Source organism: Serratia sp. K1WW1, from assembly GCF_055790865.1.
The window spans coordinates 3,209,826-3,229,682 of the sequence record NZ_CM147697.1; the positions used below are offsets into that span (position 1 = coordinate 3,209,826).

The 19,857-nt window shown below is 53.8% G+C and carries 19 protein-coding genes; 12 read left to right on the forward strand and 7 right to left on the reverse strand.

Going from position 1 to position 19,857, the window contains the following annotated elements; all coding sequences use genetic code 11:
- Positions 1 to 53: 53 nt before the first annotated feature.
- The 4 genes from ACX9GU_RS14470 to nudI all read left to right on the forward strand — a co-directional run bounded on the left by ACX9GU_RS14470 (position 54) and on the right by nudI (position 2,177).
- Positions 54 to 650: a TetR/AcrR family transcriptional regulator gene (locus ACX9GU_RS14470; protein ID WP_473192011.1), complete on the forward strand. Its 597-nt coding sequence runs from the start codon at positions 54 to 56 to the stop codon at positions 648 to 650.
- Between the two features lie 88 nt (positions 651 to 738).
- A complete protein-coding gene (locus ACX9GU_RS14475; protein WP_021178010.1) occupies positions 739 to 1,086 on the forward strand; it encodes an ArsR/SmtB family transcription factor in 348 nt (115 codons plus the stop codon).
- Positions 1,087 to 1,090: 4 nt separating this feature from the next.
- Positions 1,091 to 1,624 carry an SRPBCC family protein gene (locus ACX9GU_RS14480; protein WP_166734900.1) on the forward strand — a complete coding sequence of 178 codons (534 nt, stop codon included), beginning with the start codon at positions 1,091 to 1,093 and terminating at the stop codon, positions 1,622 to 1,624.
- A gap of 124 nt (positions 1,625 to 1,748) precedes the next feature.
- Complete coding sequence (nudI, locus tag ACX9GU_RS14485; protein WP_473192012.1) at positions 1,749 to 2,177, forward strand: nucleoside triphosphatase NudI; 429 nt, start codon at positions 1,749 to 1,751, stop codon at positions 2,175 to 2,177.
- A 311-nt stretch (positions 2,178 to 2,488) separates the two neighbouring features.
- Here the strand turns inward: nudI and ACX9GU_RS14490 are convergent, their stop codons facing one another.
- From ACX9GU_RS14490 to ompC, 5 genes are all read right to left on the reverse strand, one after another.
- On the reverse strand, positions 2,489 to 3,748 hold the full coding sequence (locus ACX9GU_RS14490; RefSeq protein WP_218519384.1) for a NupC/NupG family nucleoside CNT transporter: 1,260 nt from the start codon (positions 3,746 to 3,748) through the stop codon (positions 2,489 to 2,491).
- A 115-nt stretch (positions 3,749 to 3,863) separates the two neighbouring features.
- A complete protein-coding gene (locus ACX9GU_RS14495) occupies positions 3,864 to 4,802 on the reverse strand; it encodes a pseudouridine-5'-phosphate glycosidase (RefSeq protein ID WP_473192013.1) in 939 nt (312 codons plus the stop codon).
- Entirely contained in the window at positions 4,787 to 5,890 is a 1,104-nt protein-coding gene (locus ACX9GU_RS14500; RefSeq protein ID WP_473192014.1) for a PfkB family carbohydrate kinase, read from the reverse strand. Before ACX9GU_RS14500 ends, ACX9GU_RS14495 begins: the two co-directional genes overlap by 16 nt.
- A 410-nt stretch (positions 5,891 to 6,300) precedes the next feature.
- Complete coding sequence (gene dcp / locus ACX9GU_RS14505) at positions 6,301 to 8,463, reverse strand: peptidyl-dipeptidase Dcp (protein ID WP_473192015.1); 2,163 nt, start codon at positions 8,461 to 8,463, stop codon at positions 6,301 to 6,303.
- Positions 8,464 to 8,670: 207 nt separating this feature from the next.
- The gene (ompC, locus tag ACX9GU_RS14510) at positions 8,671 to 9,798 is read right to left on the reverse strand and encodes a porin OmpC (protein ID WP_473192016.1); all 1,128 of its coding nucleotides are present in this window, start codon (positions 9,796 to 9,798) and stop codon (positions 8,671 to 8,673) included.
- A 745-nt stretch (positions 9,799 to 10,543) separates the two neighbouring features.
- On the opposite strand from ompC, the gene ACX9GU_RS14515 reads away from it, so the two are divergent.
- From ACX9GU_RS14515 to ydfG, 5 genes are all read left to right on the forward strand, one after another.
- Positions 10,544 to 11,185, forward strand: coding sequence for an HAD-IA family hydrolase (locus ACX9GU_RS14515; RefSeq protein WP_473192017.1), 642 nt, complete (start codon positions 10,544 to 10,546; stop codon positions 11,183 to 11,185).
- A 187-nt stretch (positions 11,186 to 11,372) separates the two neighbouring features.
- Positions 11,373 to 12,815: an MFS transporter gene (locus ACX9GU_RS14520; protein WP_473192018.1), complete on the forward strand. Its 1,443-nt coding sequence runs from the start codon at positions 11,373 to 11,375 to the stop codon at positions 12,813 to 12,815.
- 3 nt (positions 12,816 to 12,818) lie between these two features.
- Positions 12,819 to 13,877 carry an aldo/keto reductase gene (locus tag ACX9GU_RS14525; protein WP_473192019.1) on the forward strand — a complete coding sequence of 353 codons (1,059 nt, stop codon included), beginning with the start codon at positions 12,819 to 12,821 and terminating at the stop codon, positions 13,875 to 13,877.
- 98 nt (positions 13,878 to 13,975) lie between these two features.
- Positions 13,976 to 14,500, forward strand: a complete 525-nt coding sequence (locus tag ACX9GU_RS14530; RefSeq protein WP_473192020.1) for a GNAT family N-acetyltransferase — start codon at positions 13,976 to 13,978, stop codon at positions 14,498 to 14,500.
- 65 nt (positions 14,501 to 14,565) lie between these two features.
- Positions 14,566 to 15,312, forward strand: coding sequence for a bifunctional NADP-dependent 3-hydroxy acid dehydrogenase/3-hydroxypropionate dehydrogenase YdfG (ydfG, locus tag ACX9GU_RS14535; RefSeq protein WP_021178016.1), 747 nt, complete (start codon positions 14,566 to 14,568; stop codon positions 15,310 to 15,312).
- 43 nt (positions 15,313 to 15,355) lie between these two features.
- On the opposite strand, the gene ACX9GU_RS14540 is transcribed toward ydfG, so the two are convergent.
- Positions 15,356 to 15,682 carry a YnfA family protein gene (locus ACX9GU_RS14540; RefSeq protein ID WP_021804473.1) on the reverse strand — a complete coding sequence of 109 codons (327 nt, stop codon included), beginning with the start codon at positions 15,680 to 15,682 and terminating at the stop codon, positions 15,356 to 15,358.
- 160 nt (positions 15,683 to 15,842) lie between these two features.
- On the opposite strand from ACX9GU_RS14540, the gene ACX9GU_RS14545 reads away from it, so the two are divergent.
- On the forward strand, positions 15,843 to 16,175 hold the full coding sequence (locus ACX9GU_RS14545; protein WP_223665655.1) for a DUF1283 family protein: 333 nt from the start codon (positions 15,843 to 15,845) through the stop codon (positions 16,173 to 16,175).
- 77 nt (positions 16,176 to 16,252) lie between these two features.
- Positions 16,253 to 16,552: a DUF1161 domain-containing protein gene (locus ACX9GU_RS14550; protein WP_473195189.1), complete on the forward strand. Its 300-nt coding sequence runs from the start codon at positions 16,253 to 16,255 to the stop codon at positions 16,550 to 16,552.
- Positions 16,553 to 16,594: 42 nt separating this feature from the next.
- On the opposite strand, the gene ACX9GU_RS14555 is transcribed toward ACX9GU_RS14550, so the two are convergent.
- Positions 16,595 to 18,088: an MDR family MFS transporter gene (locus tag ACX9GU_RS14555; RefSeq protein WP_473192021.1), complete on the reverse strand. Its 1,494-nt coding sequence runs from the start codon at positions 18,086 to 18,088 to the stop codon at positions 16,595 to 16,597.
- Between the two features lie 368 nt (positions 18,089 to 18,456).
- Here ACX9GU_RS14555 and ACX9GU_RS14560 point away from each other — a divergent pair, with 368 nt between their 5' ends.
- A complete protein-coding gene (locus tag ACX9GU_RS14560; protein WP_473195190.1) occupies positions 18,457 to 19,827 on the forward strand; it encodes a cytochrome-c peroxidase in 1,371 nt (456 codons plus the stop codon).
- Positions 19,828 to 19,857 lie beyond the last annotated feature (30 nt).

The window sequence follows — 19,857 nt, forward strand, 5'->3', positions numbered from 1 at the left end:
CCGCCATTTAAGCGATCCTGTAGCCCGTAGAAAAATCACCGGAGAAGATGACGATGGCAGGCAGACCCAGAGAGTTCGATCGTGAACAGGCCCTATTGCAAGCGCGGAACCTGTTTTGGCGGCAGGGATTTGAAGGCACCTCGATGTCCGACCTGGTGGCCGAACTGGGCATTGCTTCGGCGCGGATCTACAAGGCCTTTGGTTCGAAAGAGCTACTGTTTCGTGAAGCGATAGCACACTACGAAGCCCACGAAGGCGGCTTTGCCGAGCGCGCTTTCGAAGAAAAGGCCAGCGTGCGTGAAGCCATCAAACAGATGCTGAACGACGCCGTTGCCCTTTACAGCCATGGTGAACTTCCCCAAGGATGCATGGTGGTTTCATCTGCGGCCAGCGTCAGTGAAGAAAATCAGGGCGTCAGGTGCTGGTTGATGGAACACCGCCAACAGCGCACCCAAGGCATTATCGACAGATTACAGGCTGCGATTCAGGCTGGTGAACTCTCCGCCAACACCGATGCAGAGAGCCTTGGCGATTATTTTGCGGCATTCCTGCATGGCTTGTCCGTTCAGGCTCGGGATGGCGTGAGCCGTGCCCGGCTGGAAAAAGCGGTAAATGTCGCCCTTACAATGCTCGATCGTTCTCCGGCGTAAAGCCTTACCCACACTTTTAATGTGACAAGGTTAAAAAATATTCAACGACCCGGTTGAGTATTGACGCTGACGTTCTATATTTAACCATATGGTTAAATTATCTTCCTCACCGCTGGACGCCATTTTCCACGCACTGGCCGACCCGACAAGGCGCGCCATCTTGCGCACATTGGCCGAAGGCGAACACAGCATCGGTGAACTGGCGGCGCCGTTCGAGATGTCGTTTGCCGGAGCTTCCAAGCATATCAAAGCGCTGGAGCTTGCCGGGCTGGTGCAACGCACCGTGCAGGGAAGAAACCATATCTGCCGGCTCGCTCCCGAGCCAATGGTGCAGGCCATGCAGTGGCTGCAAACCTACGAACATTTCTGGAATGAGCGGCTGGACGCGCTAGAACAAGCGCTGCTGCAGGCCGACTCGCATCCTCCGACGGAGTGAACCCATGAACGACTACGGTATGATTATTGAAACCGGTACGCTGCGGATCCAGCGGCTGCTGCCCGGCCCGCTCAAACGCGTCTGGGCCTACCTGATCGAATCGGATAAACGTGCCAGCTGGCTGGCCGCCGGTGAGATGCCCATGCAGGTCGGGGCCAAGATCGAACTACTGTTCTGCAATGCCGATTTGGCCGGTGAGGATGAAAAACCGCCGGCAAAATACAAGTCCTGTGCCGGTAAAATCGCCCAGATGGGTCATATCACCTGCATTCTGCCACCGCGCCTGGTGAGCTTTACCTGGGCAGAAACAGGGGAAGCCCGCCCTTCTGAAGTCACTATAGAACTGACCGAGCAAGAGGATAAGGTGCTGTTGACCCTTACCCATCGCCGCCTGGCCAACCGCGAGACCCTGCTCAGCGTCGCCAGCGGCTGGCATACCCATCTGGATCTGCTGGCCGATCGCCTGCTGGAGCGGACACCAAGCCCGTTCTGGGCCTCAATGAGCCGGTTGGAAGACGAGTACCGGGCCAAACTGTAAGCCAGCGGGATGAGGGTCGCGGTTCTCATCCCCCGTTCCCACTCATGAAAATTAACAACTGCCACCTGCTGACTGGCGTATAATGCGTTGCACCAATATGATGCCCTTGAAACATGGAGTTACGATGCGTCAACGTATTATTGTTTGCCCGTTAATTGAAAACGATAACGCCTATCTGCTATGCAAAATGGCGGCCCATAAAGGGGTGTTCCCTGGCCAGTGGGCGCTCTCCGGCGGCGGTACCGAGCCAGGAGAAACCATCGAGGAGGCGTTGCGTCGTGAAGTAAGTGAAGAATTGGGTAGCGATCTGGTGCTGGACCGCATTCAACCCTGGACGTTCCGCGACGACATGCGGGTGAAAACCTATGAAGACGGCAGCAAAGAGCAAATCTATATGATTTACCTGATTTTTGACTGCCACGCGGCCAACCGCACCATCACGCTTAACGATGAGTTTGAAGAGTATGCCTGGGTGCGGAAGGAAGAACTGGCCAGCTACGATCTGAACGAAGCGACCCTATTCACGCTGCGCCAGCGTGGGCTGCTGGAGTAGTGATGCCCCTCACCCTAACCCTCTCCCAAAGGGAGAGGGAACCGATCGAGTGCGTTGATTGTCTTGAGTAATACCTAAAGGGAGAGAGAACCGATCGAGTGCGTTGATTGTCTTGCGTAATACCTAAAGGGAGAGAGAACCGATCGAGTTCGTTGATTGTCTTGCGTAAAGCCTTACTTTCTTGTTTTTATTCCCTACTTTCCGAAGCAGCACAACCTCATCAAAAAAGCCGGGCAGCTCCCTCGCCCTACGGGAGAGGGTTGGGGTGAGGGGCAATTGAGGACGGATTAGCCTGCAATTGCCCCGGTTCTTCAAATCCCCCCTAACCCGATAAACAACCCGGCAATGGTGGCACTCATCAGGTTGGACAGCGTCGCCGCCAACAGGGCCCGGAACCCTAACTGGGCAATTTCCGAGGCCCTTTCCGGCACCACTGCACTGAATGCCCCCACTACCACGGCAATCGAACCAAAATTGGCAAAACCGCACAGTGCGAACGAAATCACCGCGATGGTTTTCGGATCGAGTAGCATCGCGCTTTCTTTCAGGTAAGGAGAGAAGCTGAGATAGGCGACAAACTCGTTAATCGCCAGCTTCTGGCCAATCAGCCCCCCAGCCAGATCGGCATGTTCCCAGCTCACGCCCATGATGTAGGCTAACGGAGCAAACAGATAGCCCAGCAGACTTTGCAGGCTGACGCTTTCAACGCCAAACAGGCCGCCCACGCCGCCGATGATGCCGTTGATCAACGCGATCAGCGCAACGAAGGCCATCACTACCGTGGCAACACCCACCGCGATTTTCAGCCCCAACATCGCGCCGTTGGCTGCCGCTTCGATAATGCTGGCGGGCCGTTTATCACTGAATGACATTTCGCTGAACTCAACACGGGAAGGCTCCGTCGCCGGGCTGAGCAAACGGGCAAACAGGATCCCCCCTGGGATAGCCATCAGGGAAGCCGCCAACAGATACTCGATGGGAACGCCCAAACCGGCATAACCGACCAGCATCGAACCGGCAATCGAGGCCATACCGCTACAGATCACCGTGAACAGTTCATTGCGGTTCATGTTTTTAACAAACGGCTTCAATACCGCAGGCAGCTCATTTTGCCCCAGAAAAATGGTGGTAACGGCGGCAAAGGACTCCACCTTGCTGATATTCATAAGCCGCTGAAAGACATAGCCAAGAATATTTATCACCCATCTCATTACTCCAAGGTAATATAAAATAGAAATCAATGAGGTGATAAAGATGATGGCGGGTAGTACGTGAAAAGCGAACACAAAACCTGCCCCATCGAAAAGCTCATTCATTTTCGGCCCTACCAGGCCGCCAAAAATAAATGCGCTCCCCGCATCGCTGTACGAAATCACGCGATTGACGCCGCTGGCAATGGCGTTAATTAACCATTTACCTGCAGGGACATACAACATAATAGCGCCAAGCAATACCTGAAGTAACAATGCCGCACCGACCGTGCGCAAGCTTATTTTTCTTTTATTGACTGAAAACACAAAGCCGATGAATAACAGGATCGACATACCTGCCAGACTGCGCAACAACTCCATAAGGCCCCCTTCTATTTTGTTTACTTCCTTCTTTACTCGGCAAACGGCAATAGCCTGCCGCCTGCCGAGGCAGAAGTGATTTATCAAGGACAAACGTAGAGTGCTAATTTAAGCGTTAAGCGCAATTTAGCTGATAATGACTCGCGATCTTGGCGGCCAGCTCGGCATTATTAAACACCAGTTGAATATTGGCCTGCAGGCTGTCGCCGCCGGTCAATTCAGCGACTCTGGCCAGCAGGAATGGCGTACTCTCCTTGCCGGACACCCCCTGTTCCACCGACTCCTGAACCGCCTGCTCAATGGCCTGGTTGATCTTTTCTTCAGGCATGGCGTACTGCTCTGGGATTGGGTTGGCAATCACCATCCCGCCCTGCAAACCAGCAGCCCACTTGGCGGCCATTGCCCGGGCGATTTCCTGCGGCGTATCCAGGCGTACGCTAACGGAGTAAGGGCTGGTACGGCTGAAAAATGCGGGCAGGCTATCGGTGCCGTATCCCACCAAAGGCACGCCGTGGGTTTCCAGGTATTCGGTGGTCAAACCAAGATCCAGAATCGATTTGGCACCGGCGCAAATCACCGCCACGTTGGTTTGTGCCAACTCCTGTAAATCGGCTGAAATATCAAACGTCTGCTGCGCGCCACGGTGCACGCCGCCAATCCCGCCGGTGGCGAATACGCTGATCCCGGCCAGTTCGGCAATGATCATGGTAGAAGCCACGGTGGTTGCGCCGTTTTTGCCGCTGGCAATCACAAACGGCAAGTCACGGCGGCTCACTTTGGCGACCCGGTGCCCTTCGCGGCCCAGCGTTTCGATCTCATCATGGGATAGCCCCGCCTTCATGCGCCCATTGATCACCGCAATGGTCGCTGGCACCGCCCCGTTGGCACGGATTTTTTCCTCTACCTGCAAGGCAGTTTCAACGTTTTGCGGGTAAGGCATGCCGTGGGAAATAATCGTCGATTCCAACGCCACCACCGGCCGATTTTCGGCCAGAGCAAGCGCCACTTCAGGAGCGATATCCAGATATTGATGGGTGATTAGGCTATTTTGCATGATTGTAATTCCAAAAGTTTTTGAACGCTGCCTTGCGACAGGTTCGGGTTATTGGTGAACTCAGAGGCCAGGGTCATCGCCGAACAGCCCTGGGCAAAACGGATACTGTGATCGAGTGGGAAATCCTCCAGCCAGCAGCTCACCAGCCCCGCCATCATGGCATCCCCGGCTCCGGTGACGTTGACTACCTGAGTCGGCAGCGGTGCCGACCAACCGTGCTGGCCGTCCACCTCGCTGAAATACACGCCGTGGCTACCCATACTCAGCGCCAAACGCTGTACTCCTTGCTGGTGGAACCATTGGGCCACCGCCGGTGCATCGCTAGCCTGGGATATTTTCATCCCGCTGAGGATTTCCGCCTCAATCCGATTAGGCTTCAACGTATGGATATGCGATAGCCAGTTTTTGATTTTAGGCGCTTTAAAAGCGGAAACCGTATCGACAAATACCGGCACATTACCGGCATTGGTAAATAGCCAGGCCAGCGCGTCTTCGGTCAGGTTGCAGTCCAGCACCAATACGCCACAGTGCTGAATTAAATCCTTGGAATGGGATAACAGCGCCGGGGTCAATTTTTCCAGGATGCGCATATCGTTGATAGCGACCAGCATTTCACCACTGCCATCCAACAACGAAACGTAGGTCGAGGTATTTTCACCATGCAACCGGTGGCAATTATCCACGTTGACACCCGCCAGTTTTGCCTGTTCCAGTAGCGTCGTGCCGTAGAAGTCGTCGCCGACCACGGAAATCAGGTGGCATTCGGCCCCTAATAACGCAATGTTCTGTGATATATTTCGCCCAACCCCGCCTGGGGTGCATTTTATTTTCCCTGGATTGGAGTCTTCATAAACCAACTGCGTATTGGCATAACCGCAAACGTCCATATTTACCGAGCCAACGGTGACCACATAGCGGTGTTCGGAAAGAATATAGCCTTTACCCTTAATATAACCTTTATTCATCAAATTCATGATGTGGCCAGCCACACCAGAACGGCTAATACCTAGAATATCGGCGATTTCGTGTTGTTGAATCAACGGGTCCCGCCGAAGGAGTTGCAGTATCTGTTTTTCCCGGTTGGTCATGATTAACACTTGTTTGTTTTTGAACAGGTGTTTGTTTTAAATCGGAAGCCGACAACAGTAAAGCGGCAACTATCGGAGTTGAGATTATGATCGTAACTTGTCGCCACACCGTTTTCAGCGGTTAATCTGTGACGTTAATCATATTAATCCAGGCTTTAAACACCTTTCCTTATGGTTTTTATACCAGGGAAAAATTTTGTGCTGAAGATAAACTCATTAAAACAACAGGATGGATTTTTCGGTTATTTAAACCAACACGTGTTGGTAACCCTGTTAATTACAAGGATTAATCTCACCACGGTTGATTTCGATTACATAGAAAAACGATCGGCCTCACACAATTCTCTTTCATGGCATCGATTATAACCCTCCGAGAGCAGTCACCTGCCCTCGGAGAGCGTTAAACGTAGTTACTTATCCTTCAGCCCGCGGTTGATCAGCATCGGTTCAATACTCGGCTCCTGCCCACGCCATTTAACGTACAGCTTTTCCAGATCCTGACTGTTGCCCTGTGACAACACCTGCTCGCGGAAACGCTGGCCATTCTCTGGCGTTAATCCGCCGTTATCGCTGAACCATTGGAAGGCGTCATCTGCCAACATCTCCGTCCACAGATAGGCGTAATAACCGGCGGCATAGCCGTTGCCCCAGATATGCTGGAAATAGCTGGAGCGATAGCGTGGTGGCACATAGCTGAGATTGATCTTGTCCTGGCGCAGCGATGCGGCCTCGAACTTGTCCACGTCCTGCTGCGGTTGGTCGGCACCCAGCATGTGCCAATGCATATCCAGCAGCGCGGCGGCCAACAGTTCGGTCATGGCGTAGCCCTTGTTGAACTTGTCGGCCTTGTTGATTTTATCCACCAACGCCTGCGGCATCGCTTCACCCGTTTGGTAGTGCTTGGCAAAGTGGGCAAATACCTGCGGATCGCTGGCCCAGTGCTCGTTAAACTGCGACGGGAACTCGACAAAATCGCGGGCAGTGTTGGTGCCGGACAGGCTTGGATATTGCTGATCGGCAAACATGCCGTGCAGCGCATGGCCAAACTCGTGGAACATGGTGATCACGTCGTCATAGGACAGCAACGCCGGTTGGCCCGCTGCGGGTTTGGTGAAGTTGGAGACGTTGTAAATCACCGGCTTGGTACCGTTGAGTTTGGACTGCTCAACGAAGTTGCTCATCCAGGCGCCGCCGCCCTTGTTGTCACGCTTAAAGAAATCGGTGTAGAACAGCGCCAGAGACTGGCCGTCTTTATCAAATACCTCGTATACCCGCACGTCAGGATGATAAACCGGGATATCTTTCCGTTCTTTAAAGCTGATGCCATACAGCAAATTGGCGGCATAGAATACGCCGTTATGCAGCACGTTGTTCATCTCAAAGTAAGGCTTGATCTGTGATTCATCCAGATCGTACTTCTCTTTACGCACCTGCTCGGCATAGAACTGCCAATCCCAGGTGGCCAGCTTAAAACCGCCGTTTTGCCGATCGATCACTGCCTGAATGTCTTTGGCCTCACGCTCTGCCCGGGCCGTGGCGGCAGGCACGATATTACGCATAAACGCCAACGCCGCATCCGGGGTTTTCGCCATCTGATTTTGCAACTTCCAGGCCGCATAGTTCGGGAAGCCCAGCAACTTGGCCTGCTCGGCACGCACTTTGGCTAACCTTGCCAGAGTTTGCCGAGTATCGTTGGCGTCATTTTTTTCAGCGCGGTTGATCGAAGCGTCGAACAACTTTTGGCGAGTATCGCGATCTTGCAGGTTTTGCAAATCAGGCTGTTGCGTAGTGTTCTGCAACACCAACAGCCATTGCTTATCCAGCTTGCGTTCACTGGCCGCCTGCGCGGCTGCTGCCAACTCGCCCTCTGAAAGCCCGGCCAGCAGGTTTTTATCACCAATCGCCAACGCGCCGTTTTTGCTGGCAGCCAGTAATTTATTGGTGAACTGCGTACTCAGCGTCGCCGCTTCCTGGTTCAACGCTTTCAGTTGGGTTTTATCCGCGTCAGAAAGATTGGCCCCGGCCAGCACATAGTTCTTGTAGGTAACCTCTACCAGCCGCAAGGACTCGGGGTCCAGGTTGAGGCTATCACGCCGATCGTAAATCGCCTTGATGCGCGCAAACAGTTTGCTGTTGAGCATGATGGCATCGTCTAACGCCGCCAGCTTCGGTGAGGTTTCTTCATCCAGCTTTTGCAATGCGTCGCTGGTGTTGGCGGAGGTCATCGCGCCGAACACGTTCATGGTGCGCGTCAGCAGTGCGCCACTTTTTTCCAGCGCCACAAAGGTGTTGTCAAACGTAGGCTCAGCCGGGTTATTGGCGATCTTTTCGACTTCTGCCAGTTTCTGCTGGATACCGGCGGTAATGGCCGGGGCATAATCACTTTCGCTGATGACATCAAAACGAGGGGCTTGGAATGGCAACTGACTGGCGGCAAAGAACGGGTTTTCTCCCTGCTTATCCTGTTTAACTTCTCCGGCCACTTTCGCCTCCTTTGTCTGGGTATGGGTTTCTGCCAGCGCGGGCATGCTTAACGCAACGCCGATCGCCAGTACCAGGGTTGATAAACGCATCAAATTGAAACTCCTCCATGTCTTAATCTAGGGACGCGGCGTCCACTTGGATAGAAGCTGCAAATTCAGCAACATAGCCTAGCTTAGGCTCAGATGGCCATTTGAGCAAAAATAACTGGAAATGGCTAAACAGGCTAGCGGGGGAAGAATAAAGAAAAAACGCGGCCAGAAGGCCGCGTTATCGTCAGCTGACTTATTTCGCTGTCATCAGAACTGATAAACCAGACCGACAGCAACCACGTCGTCGGTATTAATACCGGCCGATTTGGTGAAGTCGCTTTCATCCAACAGGTTGATTTTATAATCCACATAGGTGGACATGTTTTTGTTGAGGTAATAGGTCGCACCCAAGTCAACAAACTTGACCAGGTTTTCACTGCCGTAGGTATTGCCGTTGGCCGCTTGCCCCAGGTTCTTGCCGTTGGTTTGGTTATAACCCACAAATGGACGCAGGCCGAAATCAAACAGATAGTGTGCATAAGCCTCAAAACTTTGCGCTTTATTGGCGTAGCCATAAGCCTCGCTGTTTGAGCTACCGAAGCGCGCTGCATTATAGGACTGGGTAAACATGACGGCTATATAGGTATTGCTGTCGTCATATTTCAGGCCGCCTGAATAACCTTCCGCATGGTCACCACGCCCCATGATGCCGCTATATGCGCCACCGCCATTTTGCTCGCTGGTACGTTTGGAATTAAAGAAGGCACCCGCGGCACTAATGCCATAACCAATATCATAATTCACCGACATACCATAGCCATCACCATTCTGACCCAGAACGTCGCGACCATTATTAGTTTCTTCCGCGCTGCCGTTTTTACCCTGGTATTGCACAGCAAAATGCAGGCCATCAACCAGGCCAAAGAAGTCGTTGTTACGATAGGTTGCCAGACCGTTTGAGCGTTGGAACATGAACTGGTCGGCACCATAGGTGGAACCGTCAAATTCCGGCTGCATGTCGGTATAAGCCGCCACGTCATACAAGACACCATTGTTACGGCCATAGTCGAATGAGCCATAATCAACGGCCTTCAGCCCTGCAAAACCATAACGGGTGAAGGCATTGTTTTCGCTTTCCGGGGTATTGACGTTGACCTGGTATTCCCACGTGCCATAGCCGGTGAGCTGATCGTTAATCTGCGTTTCACCACGCAGCCCCATACGCATGTAGGACTGGTCGCCATCAACGCTATTGTTATCAGAGAAATAGTGCAGGCCATCGACTAAACCGTACAAATCCAGTTTATTACCGTCTTTGTTGTAGATTTCAGCGGCGCCTGCGCTGCCAACCATCAGCAAAGCAGGCACCATCAGCGAGAGTACTCGAAGTTTCATCGTGATTATCCTCTATTATTATGTCGTGCTATAGCCACTGCTGTTACGAGCATGATGAGCTCGTGGGTCTATTACCGTTTTGATGGCGGTAATGATATTAATTTATACCGCCATACCTTGAATGCAAGGTCGACTGGTTGTTTTTTGACTATGCATGAGTGTCTAAGACCGGGGTAAACTGGCGCAATGGATAAAGGAGGGTTATGTCAGGATAAAAAACATAATTGATGCAACAGGTTGTAATTTTGAAAATTCATTACCCACACACCAATTAATAAAGCCAATAGCCAACATTGACTTTATATTAATTTATGCTACTCACTCCATGAATGTAATAAAACGATTTCAAAATATTGCCAATCATTTCTTTAATAAAGATATAAAATTTAATACGTGAATTCCGCCCCTGCTTCAACGACAAAACAAGCGTCATAAATCTGCTGTTTGGATCAGGCTGATACTCTGCCAACGGTTCGCAATTCACAAAACCATGCTTGCACTATTAAAGCCAGCGACCGATTATGCGTCCAATAATGATTTCTTATGGCGGTAACAAAGCCGCCAGGCAAGATGGCCAACGCAAGTTGGCGCCCAGAGCAGGCAGGAGGTTCACTCGGTAAGGCACACCAGGGCCGCATTTTTTCATTTTCATGCGGCGGTTCAGGCCATCACTTGATTTCCATCAACAATGCCTTACCGCCACTCTGTTGTTATTGGGAAGTCGAGGCTTTAAATCAAGGGACTTATGAACGCTATCGCTTGCAAGGCAGTACTGTTTGACCTGGACGGCACCCTGGTGGACTCAGGAGCCTGTATTGAGACATTGTGGGCTGAATGGGCAACCCGGCATCATCTGGATGTGGACTATGTCCTGGCAAATATTCACGGGCGCACTATCGAGGAAACGCTGCGGCTCGTCTCCCCTTACTTTGACAACCCACAGTGCGTTGATGAAGTCAAAACGCTCGCCATTGAGGCTCTCAGCCAGGTGGGTGCCATTACCGGTGCCGTTGAGCTGGTGCGCCAGTTGCCGCCGCAATGCTGGGCAATTGTTACCTCCGGCGCCAAGAAAGTGTCGATGCAAAGCATGATCAGCGCAGGCATCCCACACCCGCACATGATGATCACTTCGGAAGATATCGTGTACGGCAAACCCCATCCAGAACCCTATCTGATGGCGGCAGCCGGATTTGGCCTGCCGGTGCAGAAATGCGTGATTTTTGAAGATACGATTTCTGGCGTGAACTCCGCCATTGCCGCCGGTGGGCAAGTGATCGTTATCGGTAACGGCGTGCCGATTTCCTCCCCGCAAATCAAGGCCACCGTAGCCGACCTGAGTAGTTTTAAAGCCGAGTTTATCGACGGTATCATCCATTTATCCTGGTAATGACCGCACGCTGGCGGATACACGATGCATCTAGATGGGCATACTTGCTGTGCCCGCTAATAATCACTACATTAACTTCTTTTTAACCTCCCTATGATGCGTTATGCTCAAAAATCCGACGTAGCGATTTTTGAAACGGGGTTTCTGTTATGCATGCGTATTTACCGTGCTCCAGCCGGAGTCGCCCATGAGTTGGTTCTCCCGCGCTAGCGCGCTCCCCCTGCTGGTTGCCGGGACATTCTTTATGGAGAACCTGGATGGCACGGTGATCGTTACCGCGATGCCGCAAATGGCAGCGGCCTTTGGCGTACAGCCGGTAGATATGAACATCGGGGTTTCGGCCTATATTCTCACCCTGACGGTATTTATCCCCGCCAGCGGCTGGATCGCCAACCGCTTTGGTGCCCGCAATATTTTCACCGCCGCCATCGTTATTTTTACCCTGGCCTCGGTGCTATGCGCCCTCAGTACCACCTTGCCGCAGTTTACCGCGGCCCGTATCCTGCAAGGCTTTGGCGGTGCGCTGATGGTGCCGGTTGGCCGCCTGGTGGTGCTGCGCAATACCGCCAAACCCGATCTGATCAACGCCATTGCCACTATCACCTGGCCGGGGTTAGTCGCCCCGGTGCTGGGGCCTCCGGTTGGCGGCTTCATCACCACCTACGCTTCCTGGCACTGGATTTTTATCCTCAACGTGCCGCTTGGCCTGTTGGCCCTGTTTTTCGCCTGGCGTTTGATCCCTCATGAACCCGCGCAGAAAGGCATTCCCTTTGATGGGCTAGGTTTTGCACTCACCGGAGTCGCCTGCTTTGGGCTGATGTTTGGGTTGGATCTGATCAACAGTCCGCAACTTTCCTGGCTGGTACCTCTGCTATGTCTGGCTGCCAGCCTGGCGCTGGGAAGCCTGGCGATACGTCACGCCAAACGCCACGCCTATCCATTAATGGATCTCTGGGCGATGCGGATAAAAAGTTACGCCGTCACCATTAAGGGCGGCACACTGTTTCGCATCGCCATCGGTGCCGTGCCGTTCCTGCTGCCCTTGCTGTTCCAAATCGGCTTTGGGCTGAATGCCTTCGATGCGGGGTTACTGGTACTGGCGGTGTTTGCCGGTAACTTGTTGATGAAACCGTTCACCTCACCCATCCTCTACCGGTTCCGCTTTCGTACCACGCTGGTAGTCAACGGCTTGCTCAATGCCGCCACCATTTTTGCCTGCGCGTTGTTAACCCCGCAGACCCCCACCTGGCTGATCCTGACGCTGCTGTTTGTTAGTGGCTTGACGCGTTCAATGCAGTTCACCGCGCTGAATACGCTGGCGTTTTCCGAAGTGCCGCAACCGCGCATGAGCGGTGCCAACACGCTGTTCAATATGGCCCAGCAGATGGGAAGCGGATTGGGTATCGCCATCGGCGCGTTGGCGCTGCGGTTGGCGGAGATGCTGATGCCGCAGCAACAGGGCGCAGTGCTGCTGGCCGACTTCCAACTGGCCTTTATCGTCATTGGCGTGATCGCCCTGGTGGCGGTGCTAGATAGCTTTACGCTGGGCGCAGAGGCGGGCAATGAAATCCGCCAGAGGAAAAGCGCCCCTACGTCTGAAAAATCTATGGCAACCAAAGTAAGGAGTTAAACGATGCAATACCGTCAACTTGGCCGGTCCGGCCTGAAAGTTTCGGCTCTAAGTTTAGGCACCATGACCTTTGGAGGACAAGGCAAGTTCGCCAAAACCGGCGCGACAGACGTTAACGAGGCGCGCAATCAAATCGCCATGTGTATTGATGCCGGGATCAACCTGTTCGATACCGCCGACGTCTATTCAGCAGGCCAATCGGAGGAGATCCTCGGCCAGGCATTGGGCAGTAAACGCCACGAAGTGCTGGTCGCCAGCAAGGCCCGTTTCCCCATGGGCACCGGCCCGAACGATGCCGGGCTGTCACGCCACCACCTGATCCGCGCCTGTGAAGCCAGCCTGAAACGCCTGAATACCGACTATCTCGATCTCTATCAGCTACACGAGTGGGACGGCATCACCCCGGTAGAGGAAACGCTGCGGGCGCTGGAGGATCTGGTGAGCAGCGGCAAGGTGCGCTACACCGGTTTGTCCAACTTCTCCGGCTGGCACCTGATGAAACACCTGGGCAGTGCCGAACGGTTGGGATTGGTACGCCCGGTCAGCCAACAGATCCATTACAGCCTGCAGGCGCGCGAAGCGGAATATGAACTGCTGCCTGTTGCTCAGGATCAGGGGCTTGGGGTGTTGGTCTGGAGCCCATTGGCCGGTGGCCTGCTTTCGGGAAAATACCGCCGTAATCAACCCACACCGGAAGGCACGCGCCATCTGGCCAACTGGGGTGAGCCGCCGGTGCGCGATCAAGACGCGCTGTTTGATATTGTCGAGGTGCTGGTGGATATCGCCCACTCACGTGGTATCTCTGCGGCACAAATCGCGCTGGCCTGGCTGTTGGCACGCCCAACGATAACCTCGGTGGTCATCGGTGCCCGTAACGCGGAACAGCTCAAAGATAACCTGCACGCCGCCAATCTGATCCTCAACGAAGAAGAGCTGCAGCGCTTGGAAGAAGTGAGCCGTCCGCCGCTGATTTATCCGTACTGGCACCAGGCTTCAACCGCTCCGGATCGTCTCTCTGCGGCCGACCTTTTGCTCCTTGCCCCTCACCTGGTAAAAAAATAAGTCGCATCTGCCGCTAATCAACGTAATATCGATGATCCGCCCCGTTTTAACGGGAGCGGATTTTTGCCGTTTTAGGCCTGAAAAGCGAGGTAATAATAATGATGCACAGTGACCTTACTCAGTGCCGTGTGAACACCGATCGGTTGTTGATTGCCCCCTTTACCGCAGCAGACGCCGACGATGTTTACCAGGCGATCACCCCTACGCTAACGCGTTTTTTAACCTTTGAACCAGAAGAGTCTCCCGAGGCGTTTGCCAACGTCTGGGAAGGCTGGCTGCCGTTGATCCGCGAAGGTGAAGAAGTCATCTTTGTGGCACGGCTGCGTGACAGCAAGCAATTCGTTGGCTTGGGCGGCGTGCATAATCTGCACAACCAGACACCTGAACTGGGCATCTGGGTGAAAGAAAGTCTGCATGGCCTGGGTTATGGGCGCGAAATCGTGCACGCCATGGCTACCTGGGCCAGCGAACGCTACCACCCACCGTACTTCATCTACCCGGTTGCCGAGCAGAACACGCCAAGCCGCCGCATTGCCGAATCGCTGGGTGGCACCGTGCAAGGCCGCCGCGAAAATATCAAATACGACTGTGTGGTTTACCACGTGCCGGCCATTACCGGTTAAAATTGCAGGGTTAACGCAACCGCGTTAGAGTGGATGCAGGCTAAAAACAGTTAAGGAACAGCAGCATGATTATTTTTGTCACGGGCGCTACCTCCGGTTTTGGTGAAGCTATTGCCCGCAAGTTTATCGGTGAAGGCCATCAGGTGATTGCCACTGGCCGTCGTGTGGAGCGCCTCGAGGCGCTGCAGGCAGAATTAGGTGAGGCACTGCATATCGTGCGTTTGGATGTCCGCAACCGTGCGGCGATCCAGCAAGCCATCGAAGAGTTACCCGCAGCGCTGCGCAACGTCGACGTGCTGGTGAATAACGCCGGTCTGGCGTTAGGCCTGGAGCCTGCACACAAAGCCAATGCGGACGATTGGGAAACCATGATCGATACCAACACCAAAGGGTTGGTCAACATGACCCGCGCGCTGCTGCCAGCCATGGTGGAACGCAACGTTGGCCACGTGATCAACATCGGCTCCACCGCCGCCAACTGGCCTTATGCCGGTGGTAACGTTTACGGCGCTACCAAGGCCTTCGTTAAACAGTTCAGCCTGGGTCTGCGCGCCGATCTGCACGGCACCCATATCCGCGTTACCGATATTGAGCCAGGTATGGTTGGCGGCACCGAGTTCTCCAACGTGCGTTTCAAAGGGGATGACGGCAAGGTAGATAAAACCTATCAAGGGGTAGATGCCCTGACGCCGGATGATGTTGCCGAAGCGGTATTCTGGGTGGCTACGCTACCTGCCCGCGTCAATATCAATACCTTGGAAATGATGCCGGTCAGCCAGTCCTTTGCCGGGCTGAGCATTCATCGCGGTTAATGGTTTTTCTCTGTGGCAGGGCAGCCAGCCCTGCCATTTTGGCTCACGCAGTTCGCCAGCCAGCAACGATAATCAGCATCCCCAACAGAGCCACCCCGGCCCCCAACCAGTCCATAGTCGACAGCTTCACGCCATCAACCACCCGTAGCCAAAGCAGCGCCGTTGCCACATAAACGCCACCATAGGCGGCATAGACTCGCCCACTGGCCGCCGGATGCAGCGTCAACAACCAGACAAACAGCATCAGGCTGAGGGCCGCAGGCAGCAACAACCAGGCGCTGGCGTTTTTCTTTAGCCACAGATACGGCAAGAAACAGCCAATGATTTCGGCCAATGCCGTGGCAAAAAACAGTAAAGTGGTTTTTAACATTACCGCTATTCTCTCAGTAAATTAAACGAACAAGGCGATGCGCTGGTGCAATATAACAGCACAGTGATATATTTAACTCATGCTAGAGCCAGTGTTGCTGGTGGATGCAACACTCACTTATAAGGATGAAACGATGAAATTACTTTCCCTTCCGCGCCTGATGTTACCGGTTGCCATGTTATTGCTGGCCGGTGCCTGGCAAGCCCCTGCCTTGGCAGCCACTTGCACCCAAGGCAGCACCTGCGTCACGGTTGACGGCAGCGGCGGCGCAGCCATGAGCAATGAGCAGGCTCGCCAAAGCAAAGAGCAGTGGAACGAAACCAAATCGCTGCGCAGCAAGGTCAACACCCGTGTCGAGAAAGAGTTTGACAAGGTTGACCGTGCCATTGATGACGAAGATCGTTGTGATAACAGCTACAACGTCAATGCTTATTGGGAGCCTTCTACCCGTAAGTGTCTGGATCGCACCACTGGCCGTCCCGTCACTCAGTAATGGCCAATGAGGGTAAACTATTCAACCAGATGCTGCTATCCTGACAAAGAACATTCGTCTCAAATAAGGATCCAATGATGAAAAAAGCGCTTGTAGTAGGTGTACTGCTGTTAGCCACCGCGCCGCTGGCCGCTTTTGCCTCATGTGAGAGCATAAAGGCGGATATTGCCCAGAAGATTGTCAATAACGGCGTGCCGGAATCCGGCTTCAAGCTGGAGATCGTGCCTAACGATCAGGCGAACGTTGCCGGTGGTCAGGTGGTTGGCCATTGTGGTCAAGACACGCAGAAAATCGTCTATACCCGCCTGAACAACGGCGACGACAGCGGTGACGCGGCGCAAACTGGCACCAGCCAGGATACCCAAGCCCCGCAGTAACTGGCTCCAGGGCGCAGTTCATTACTGCGCCCCTCTTCTTTATTACGCCTGTTTAACCTCTTCACCTTCACCCTGTGGCCGATGACGCGCCGGGATCAGCATAGCCGCGCCCAAGGCAAACAGCGATATCAACGCCGAGACCAGGAATACCCAATGCATTGATGCGGCAACATGCCCAATGAGATCAGCCAGCGCCTCTGGCCGCATGGTGTTGCGAACCTCTGGCTCCATCAACTGCTGCACCGGATCAACCGTTTGTGGCAGACGCAAATGCAGGTTGATATTCAACGTGGCCCCCAGAATGGCGGTGCCGATGGCCGAACCGACCATCCTGGTGAATACCGTGCAGGCGGTTGCGATACCGCGAATACTGTAATGTGCCGCATTCTGTACCGAGACCAGGAAGGTGGTATTGCACAACCCCATGCCGACCCCGATGATGAACGCCGCAACCCGCCCCCACAGTAAACCACCTGAAGGCTGTAACAGCAGCAGGATAAAGCCACCGGCCGCCAACAGCAGCGCACCAAGCAGTGCGGTGGTGCGATAAGAAGTCAGCAGCATCAAACGCCCGCTAAGCATACTGGCCAACGGCCAGCCAATCGACATCAAGGCCAATGTGGTTCCGGCTTCCAGCGGGGTTCCGCCCTTCACGCCCTGAATAAAGGTTGGCAGGAAGGCGCTGATGCCCATCATGGCAGCACCGATCACCACGCCGCCAATATTGCCAGCCACAATCACGCGGTTTTGCCATAGGGCCAATGGGAACAACGGTTCAGGAGCACGGCGCTCCTGACGAATTAACAGGTTGAGCGCCACTAACGCCAACGCCAGCAACGGTATGACCCACCATCCCAGCATTTCCGCCTGCAAGAGTGACAGCAGTAATGCAGCGACAAAGATCGTCAGCCAAGCCGTTCCCGCCAGATCCAACGCATGTTTGCGCCCCTGTTTGAGGTCTGGCAGGTAGCGCCCCAGGAAATACATCGCCAGCAGGCCAATGGGCAGGTTGACCCAAAATACCAAAGCCCAAGTCGTGTGTTGCACGATAAATGCACCCAGTAATGGGCCAAGAATAGCCGAAACACCCCAGACGCTAGAAAGATACCCCATCACTTTTGGCCGTTCGGTGGCGCTGTAAATATCACCGATCACGGTGGTGGCGATCGGCATGATCGCCCCGGCGCCCAGCCCTTGCAGCAGGCGGAAGGCAATCAGCCAATACATATTCGATGAGAAACCGCACAGGACCGACCCCAACAGGAACAGCGTGGCGCCAAAGAAAAAGATCGGTTTCCGGCCGTATAAATCTGCCAGACGCCCGTAGATCGGGATGGTAATGGCCTGTGCCAGCAAATAAACTGAAAACACCCAGCCCAGCAACGAAAAACCACCCAGATCGCCAATAATCGTCGGCATCGCGGTGGCGACAATGGTCGCTTCAATGGCAGACATGAACATCGCCAGCATGCAGGCAATCAGAATCAATGGCCGATGGGCTACTTGGGCGATGCTCGCAGAAGTGTTAGTGGTCATCAGTTTAAAATGTGTCCCTATGTCTTTTATTTTCCCCGGATTATAACAGCCAAGGGATATTATGTAGTTCGTCTGGGGATGTGGTGCACCAATTTCCCGCAACAACGTACCAATCGAACAAATTGTGACGGTGTCACCTATAAATCGTCACCTAATTGAATAATAAGGTATTTCTTAGAAACAGCCTGTGAGCCTCGCCACGCCTGCCTCATCGTTAAAACCTATCCGAACGATAGCGTACACCAATGATAGTGATTGATTTTAATCAAGTTGCCAACCGCCCCTGGCCATGACAATCCGATTGCCCAATTTATTACCTCTTTATATGTAGGGTTATCTGGCAGTCAACTCATTGGAGCGAGAACATGATTAAAAAAATTATTCTGGGATGTGCCGTTACCGCCGTCGTCGGCTATTTGGGGACCGTCGGCTATGTCTACCATTACGATCAACAGCGTAACCCCGTCGTTGCCAGCAATCAAATCGATACCCTGTTAACCCGCAATGGCTGCGACTATTGCCACTCAAACTCGGCCAAGCTTCCCTTCTATGCCGAGTTGCCGATCGCCAAACAAATTATGGCGCAGGATATCCTCAGTGGAAATCTGCATTTCAACCTCGATGCTACCCGCACTGCTCTGCAACAAAAAACCGCAGTACCTGAAGTCGATCTGGCCAAGCTGGAGGCCGTGCTGCAAAACCAGGAGATGCCACCGCCAATGTACAAGATGGTCCACTGGGCCGGAAACGTCAGCGACGGCGATCGTAATGAATTACTGAGCTGGGTCCGTCAACAGCGCGAACAGTTCTACACTTTGCCGGATACGCCAGCCGAACTGCGCGGTGCCGCTTTACAGCCGGTGCCAGCCTCGCTACCTACCGATCCGCAGAAAGTGGCACTGGGCTTCCGGCTGTTCCACGATCCGCGCCTATCGAAAGATGACAGCATCTCATGTGCCCACTGCCATAAGCTGGGCGAAGGTGGCGTGGATGGCCGCGTCTCATCATTGGGAGTTGGCGATCAGGTTGGGCCAATCAACGCCCCGACGGTATTTAATGCGGCCTTCAATATGGCGCAGTTCTGGGATGGCCGAGCGGCAGATTTACAGGCCCAGGCCGGTGGCCCGCCGATGAACCCGATCGAGATGGCCTCTGAGTCCTGGGATGAAATCATCGCTAAACTGGATCAGGACGCCTTGCTGAAGGCCGATTTCCGGCGCGTCTATGCTAACGGCTTCACCGGCGATAACATTACCGACGCGATTGCCGAGTTCGAAAAGACGCTGATCACGCCAGATAGCCCGTTTGACCGTTACCTGAAAGGCGATAGCGACGCCCTGACGGCGCAGCAAAAACACGGGTATCAACTGTTCCAGCAAAACAAATGTGGCACCTGCCATACCGGGGTCAACCTTGGAGGCCAGTCCTATGAGGTCATGGGGCTGAAAGCGGATTACTTTGCCCTTCGCGGTAATCCCACTGAGGCCGACCTTGGACGTTACAACGTCACTAAAAATGATAGCGATCGCCACCGCTTCAAAACCCCAACGCTACGAAACATCGCCCAAACCGCCCCTTACTTCCACGACGGCAGCGTGACTTCGCTGCATCAGGCGGTCAAGGATATGCTGACCTATCAGGTCGGCGTTACCCTACCAGAAAGCGATATCAAGGATCTGGTCGCGCTGCTGGAAGGCATGAGCGGTAAATATCAGCCTGCCACGCCTCCGGGCGGTTAATACTGTAACCACAACACCAGGGTTCTGATA

Coding starts and splice junctions, on each gene's coding strand:
- ACX9GU_RS14480 (WP_166734900.1), top strand. CDS start 1,091: ATGAACGACTACGGTATGATTATTGAAACCGGTACGCTGCGGATCCAG.
- ACX9GU_RS14540 (WP_021804473.1), bottom strand. CDS start 15,682: ATGTTAAAAACCACTTTACTGTTTTTTGCCACGGCATTGGCCGAAATC.
- ACX9GU_RS14500 (WP_473192014.1), bottom strand. CDS start 5,890: ATGACCAACCGGGAAAAACAGATACTGCAACTCCTTCGGCGGGACCCG.
- ACX9GU_RS14525 (WP_473192019.1), top strand. CDS start 12,819: ATGCAATACCGTCAACTTGGCCGGTCCGGCCTGAAAGTTTCGGCTCTA.
- dcp (WP_473192015.1), bottom strand. CDS start 8,463: ATGCGTTTATCAACCCTGGTACTGGCGATCGGCGTTGCGTTAAGCATG.
- nudI (WP_473192012.1), top strand. CDS start 1,749: ATGCGTCAACGTATTATTGTTTGCCCGTTAATTGAAAACGATAACGCC.
- ompC (WP_473192016.1), bottom strand. CDS start 9,798: ATGAAACTTCGAGTACTCTCGCTGATGGTGCCTGCTTTGCTGATGGTT.
- ydfG (WP_021178016.1), top strand. CDS start 14,566: ATGATTATTTTTGTCACGGGCGCTACCTCCGGTTTTGGTGAAGCTATT.
- ACX9GU_RS14545 (WP_223665655.1), top strand. CDS start 15,843: ATGTTACCGGTTGCCATGTTATTGCTGGCCGGTGCCTGGCAAGCCCCT.
- ACX9GU_RS14495 (WP_473192013.1), bottom strand. CDS start 4,802: ATGCAAAATAGCCTAATCACCCATCAATATCTGGATATCGCTCCTGAA.
- ACX9GU_RS14530 (WP_473192020.1), top strand. CDS start 13,976: ATGATGCACAGTGACCTTACTCAGTGCCGTGTGAACACCGATCGGTTG.
- ACX9GU_RS14555 (WP_473192021.1), bottom strand. CDS start 18,088: ATGACCACTAACACTTCTGCGAGCATCGCCCAAGTAGCCCATCGGCCA.
- ACX9GU_RS14470 (WP_473192011.1), top strand. CDS start 54: ATGGCAGGCAGACCCAGAGAGTTCGATCGTGAACAGGCCCTATTGCAA.
- ACX9GU_RS14550 (WP_473195189.1), top strand. CDS start 16,253: ATGAAAAAAGCGCTTGTAGTAGGTGTACTGCTGTTAGCCACCGCGCCG.
- ACX9GU_RS14520 (WP_473192018.1), top strand. CDS start 11,373: ATGAGTTGGTTCTCCCGCGCTAGCGCGCTCCCCCTGCTGGTTGCCGGG.
- ACX9GU_RS14475 (WP_021178010.1), top strand. CDS start 739: ATGGTTAAATTATCTTCCTCACCGCTGGACGCCATTTTCCACGCACTG.
- ACX9GU_RS14490 (WP_218519384.1), bottom strand. CDS start 3,748: ATGGAGTTGTTGCGCAGTCTGGCAGGTATGTCGATCCTGTTATTCATC.
- ACX9GU_RS14515 (WP_473192017.1), top strand. CDS start 10,544: ATGAACGCTATCGCTTGCAAGGCAGTACTGTTTGACCTGGACGGCACC.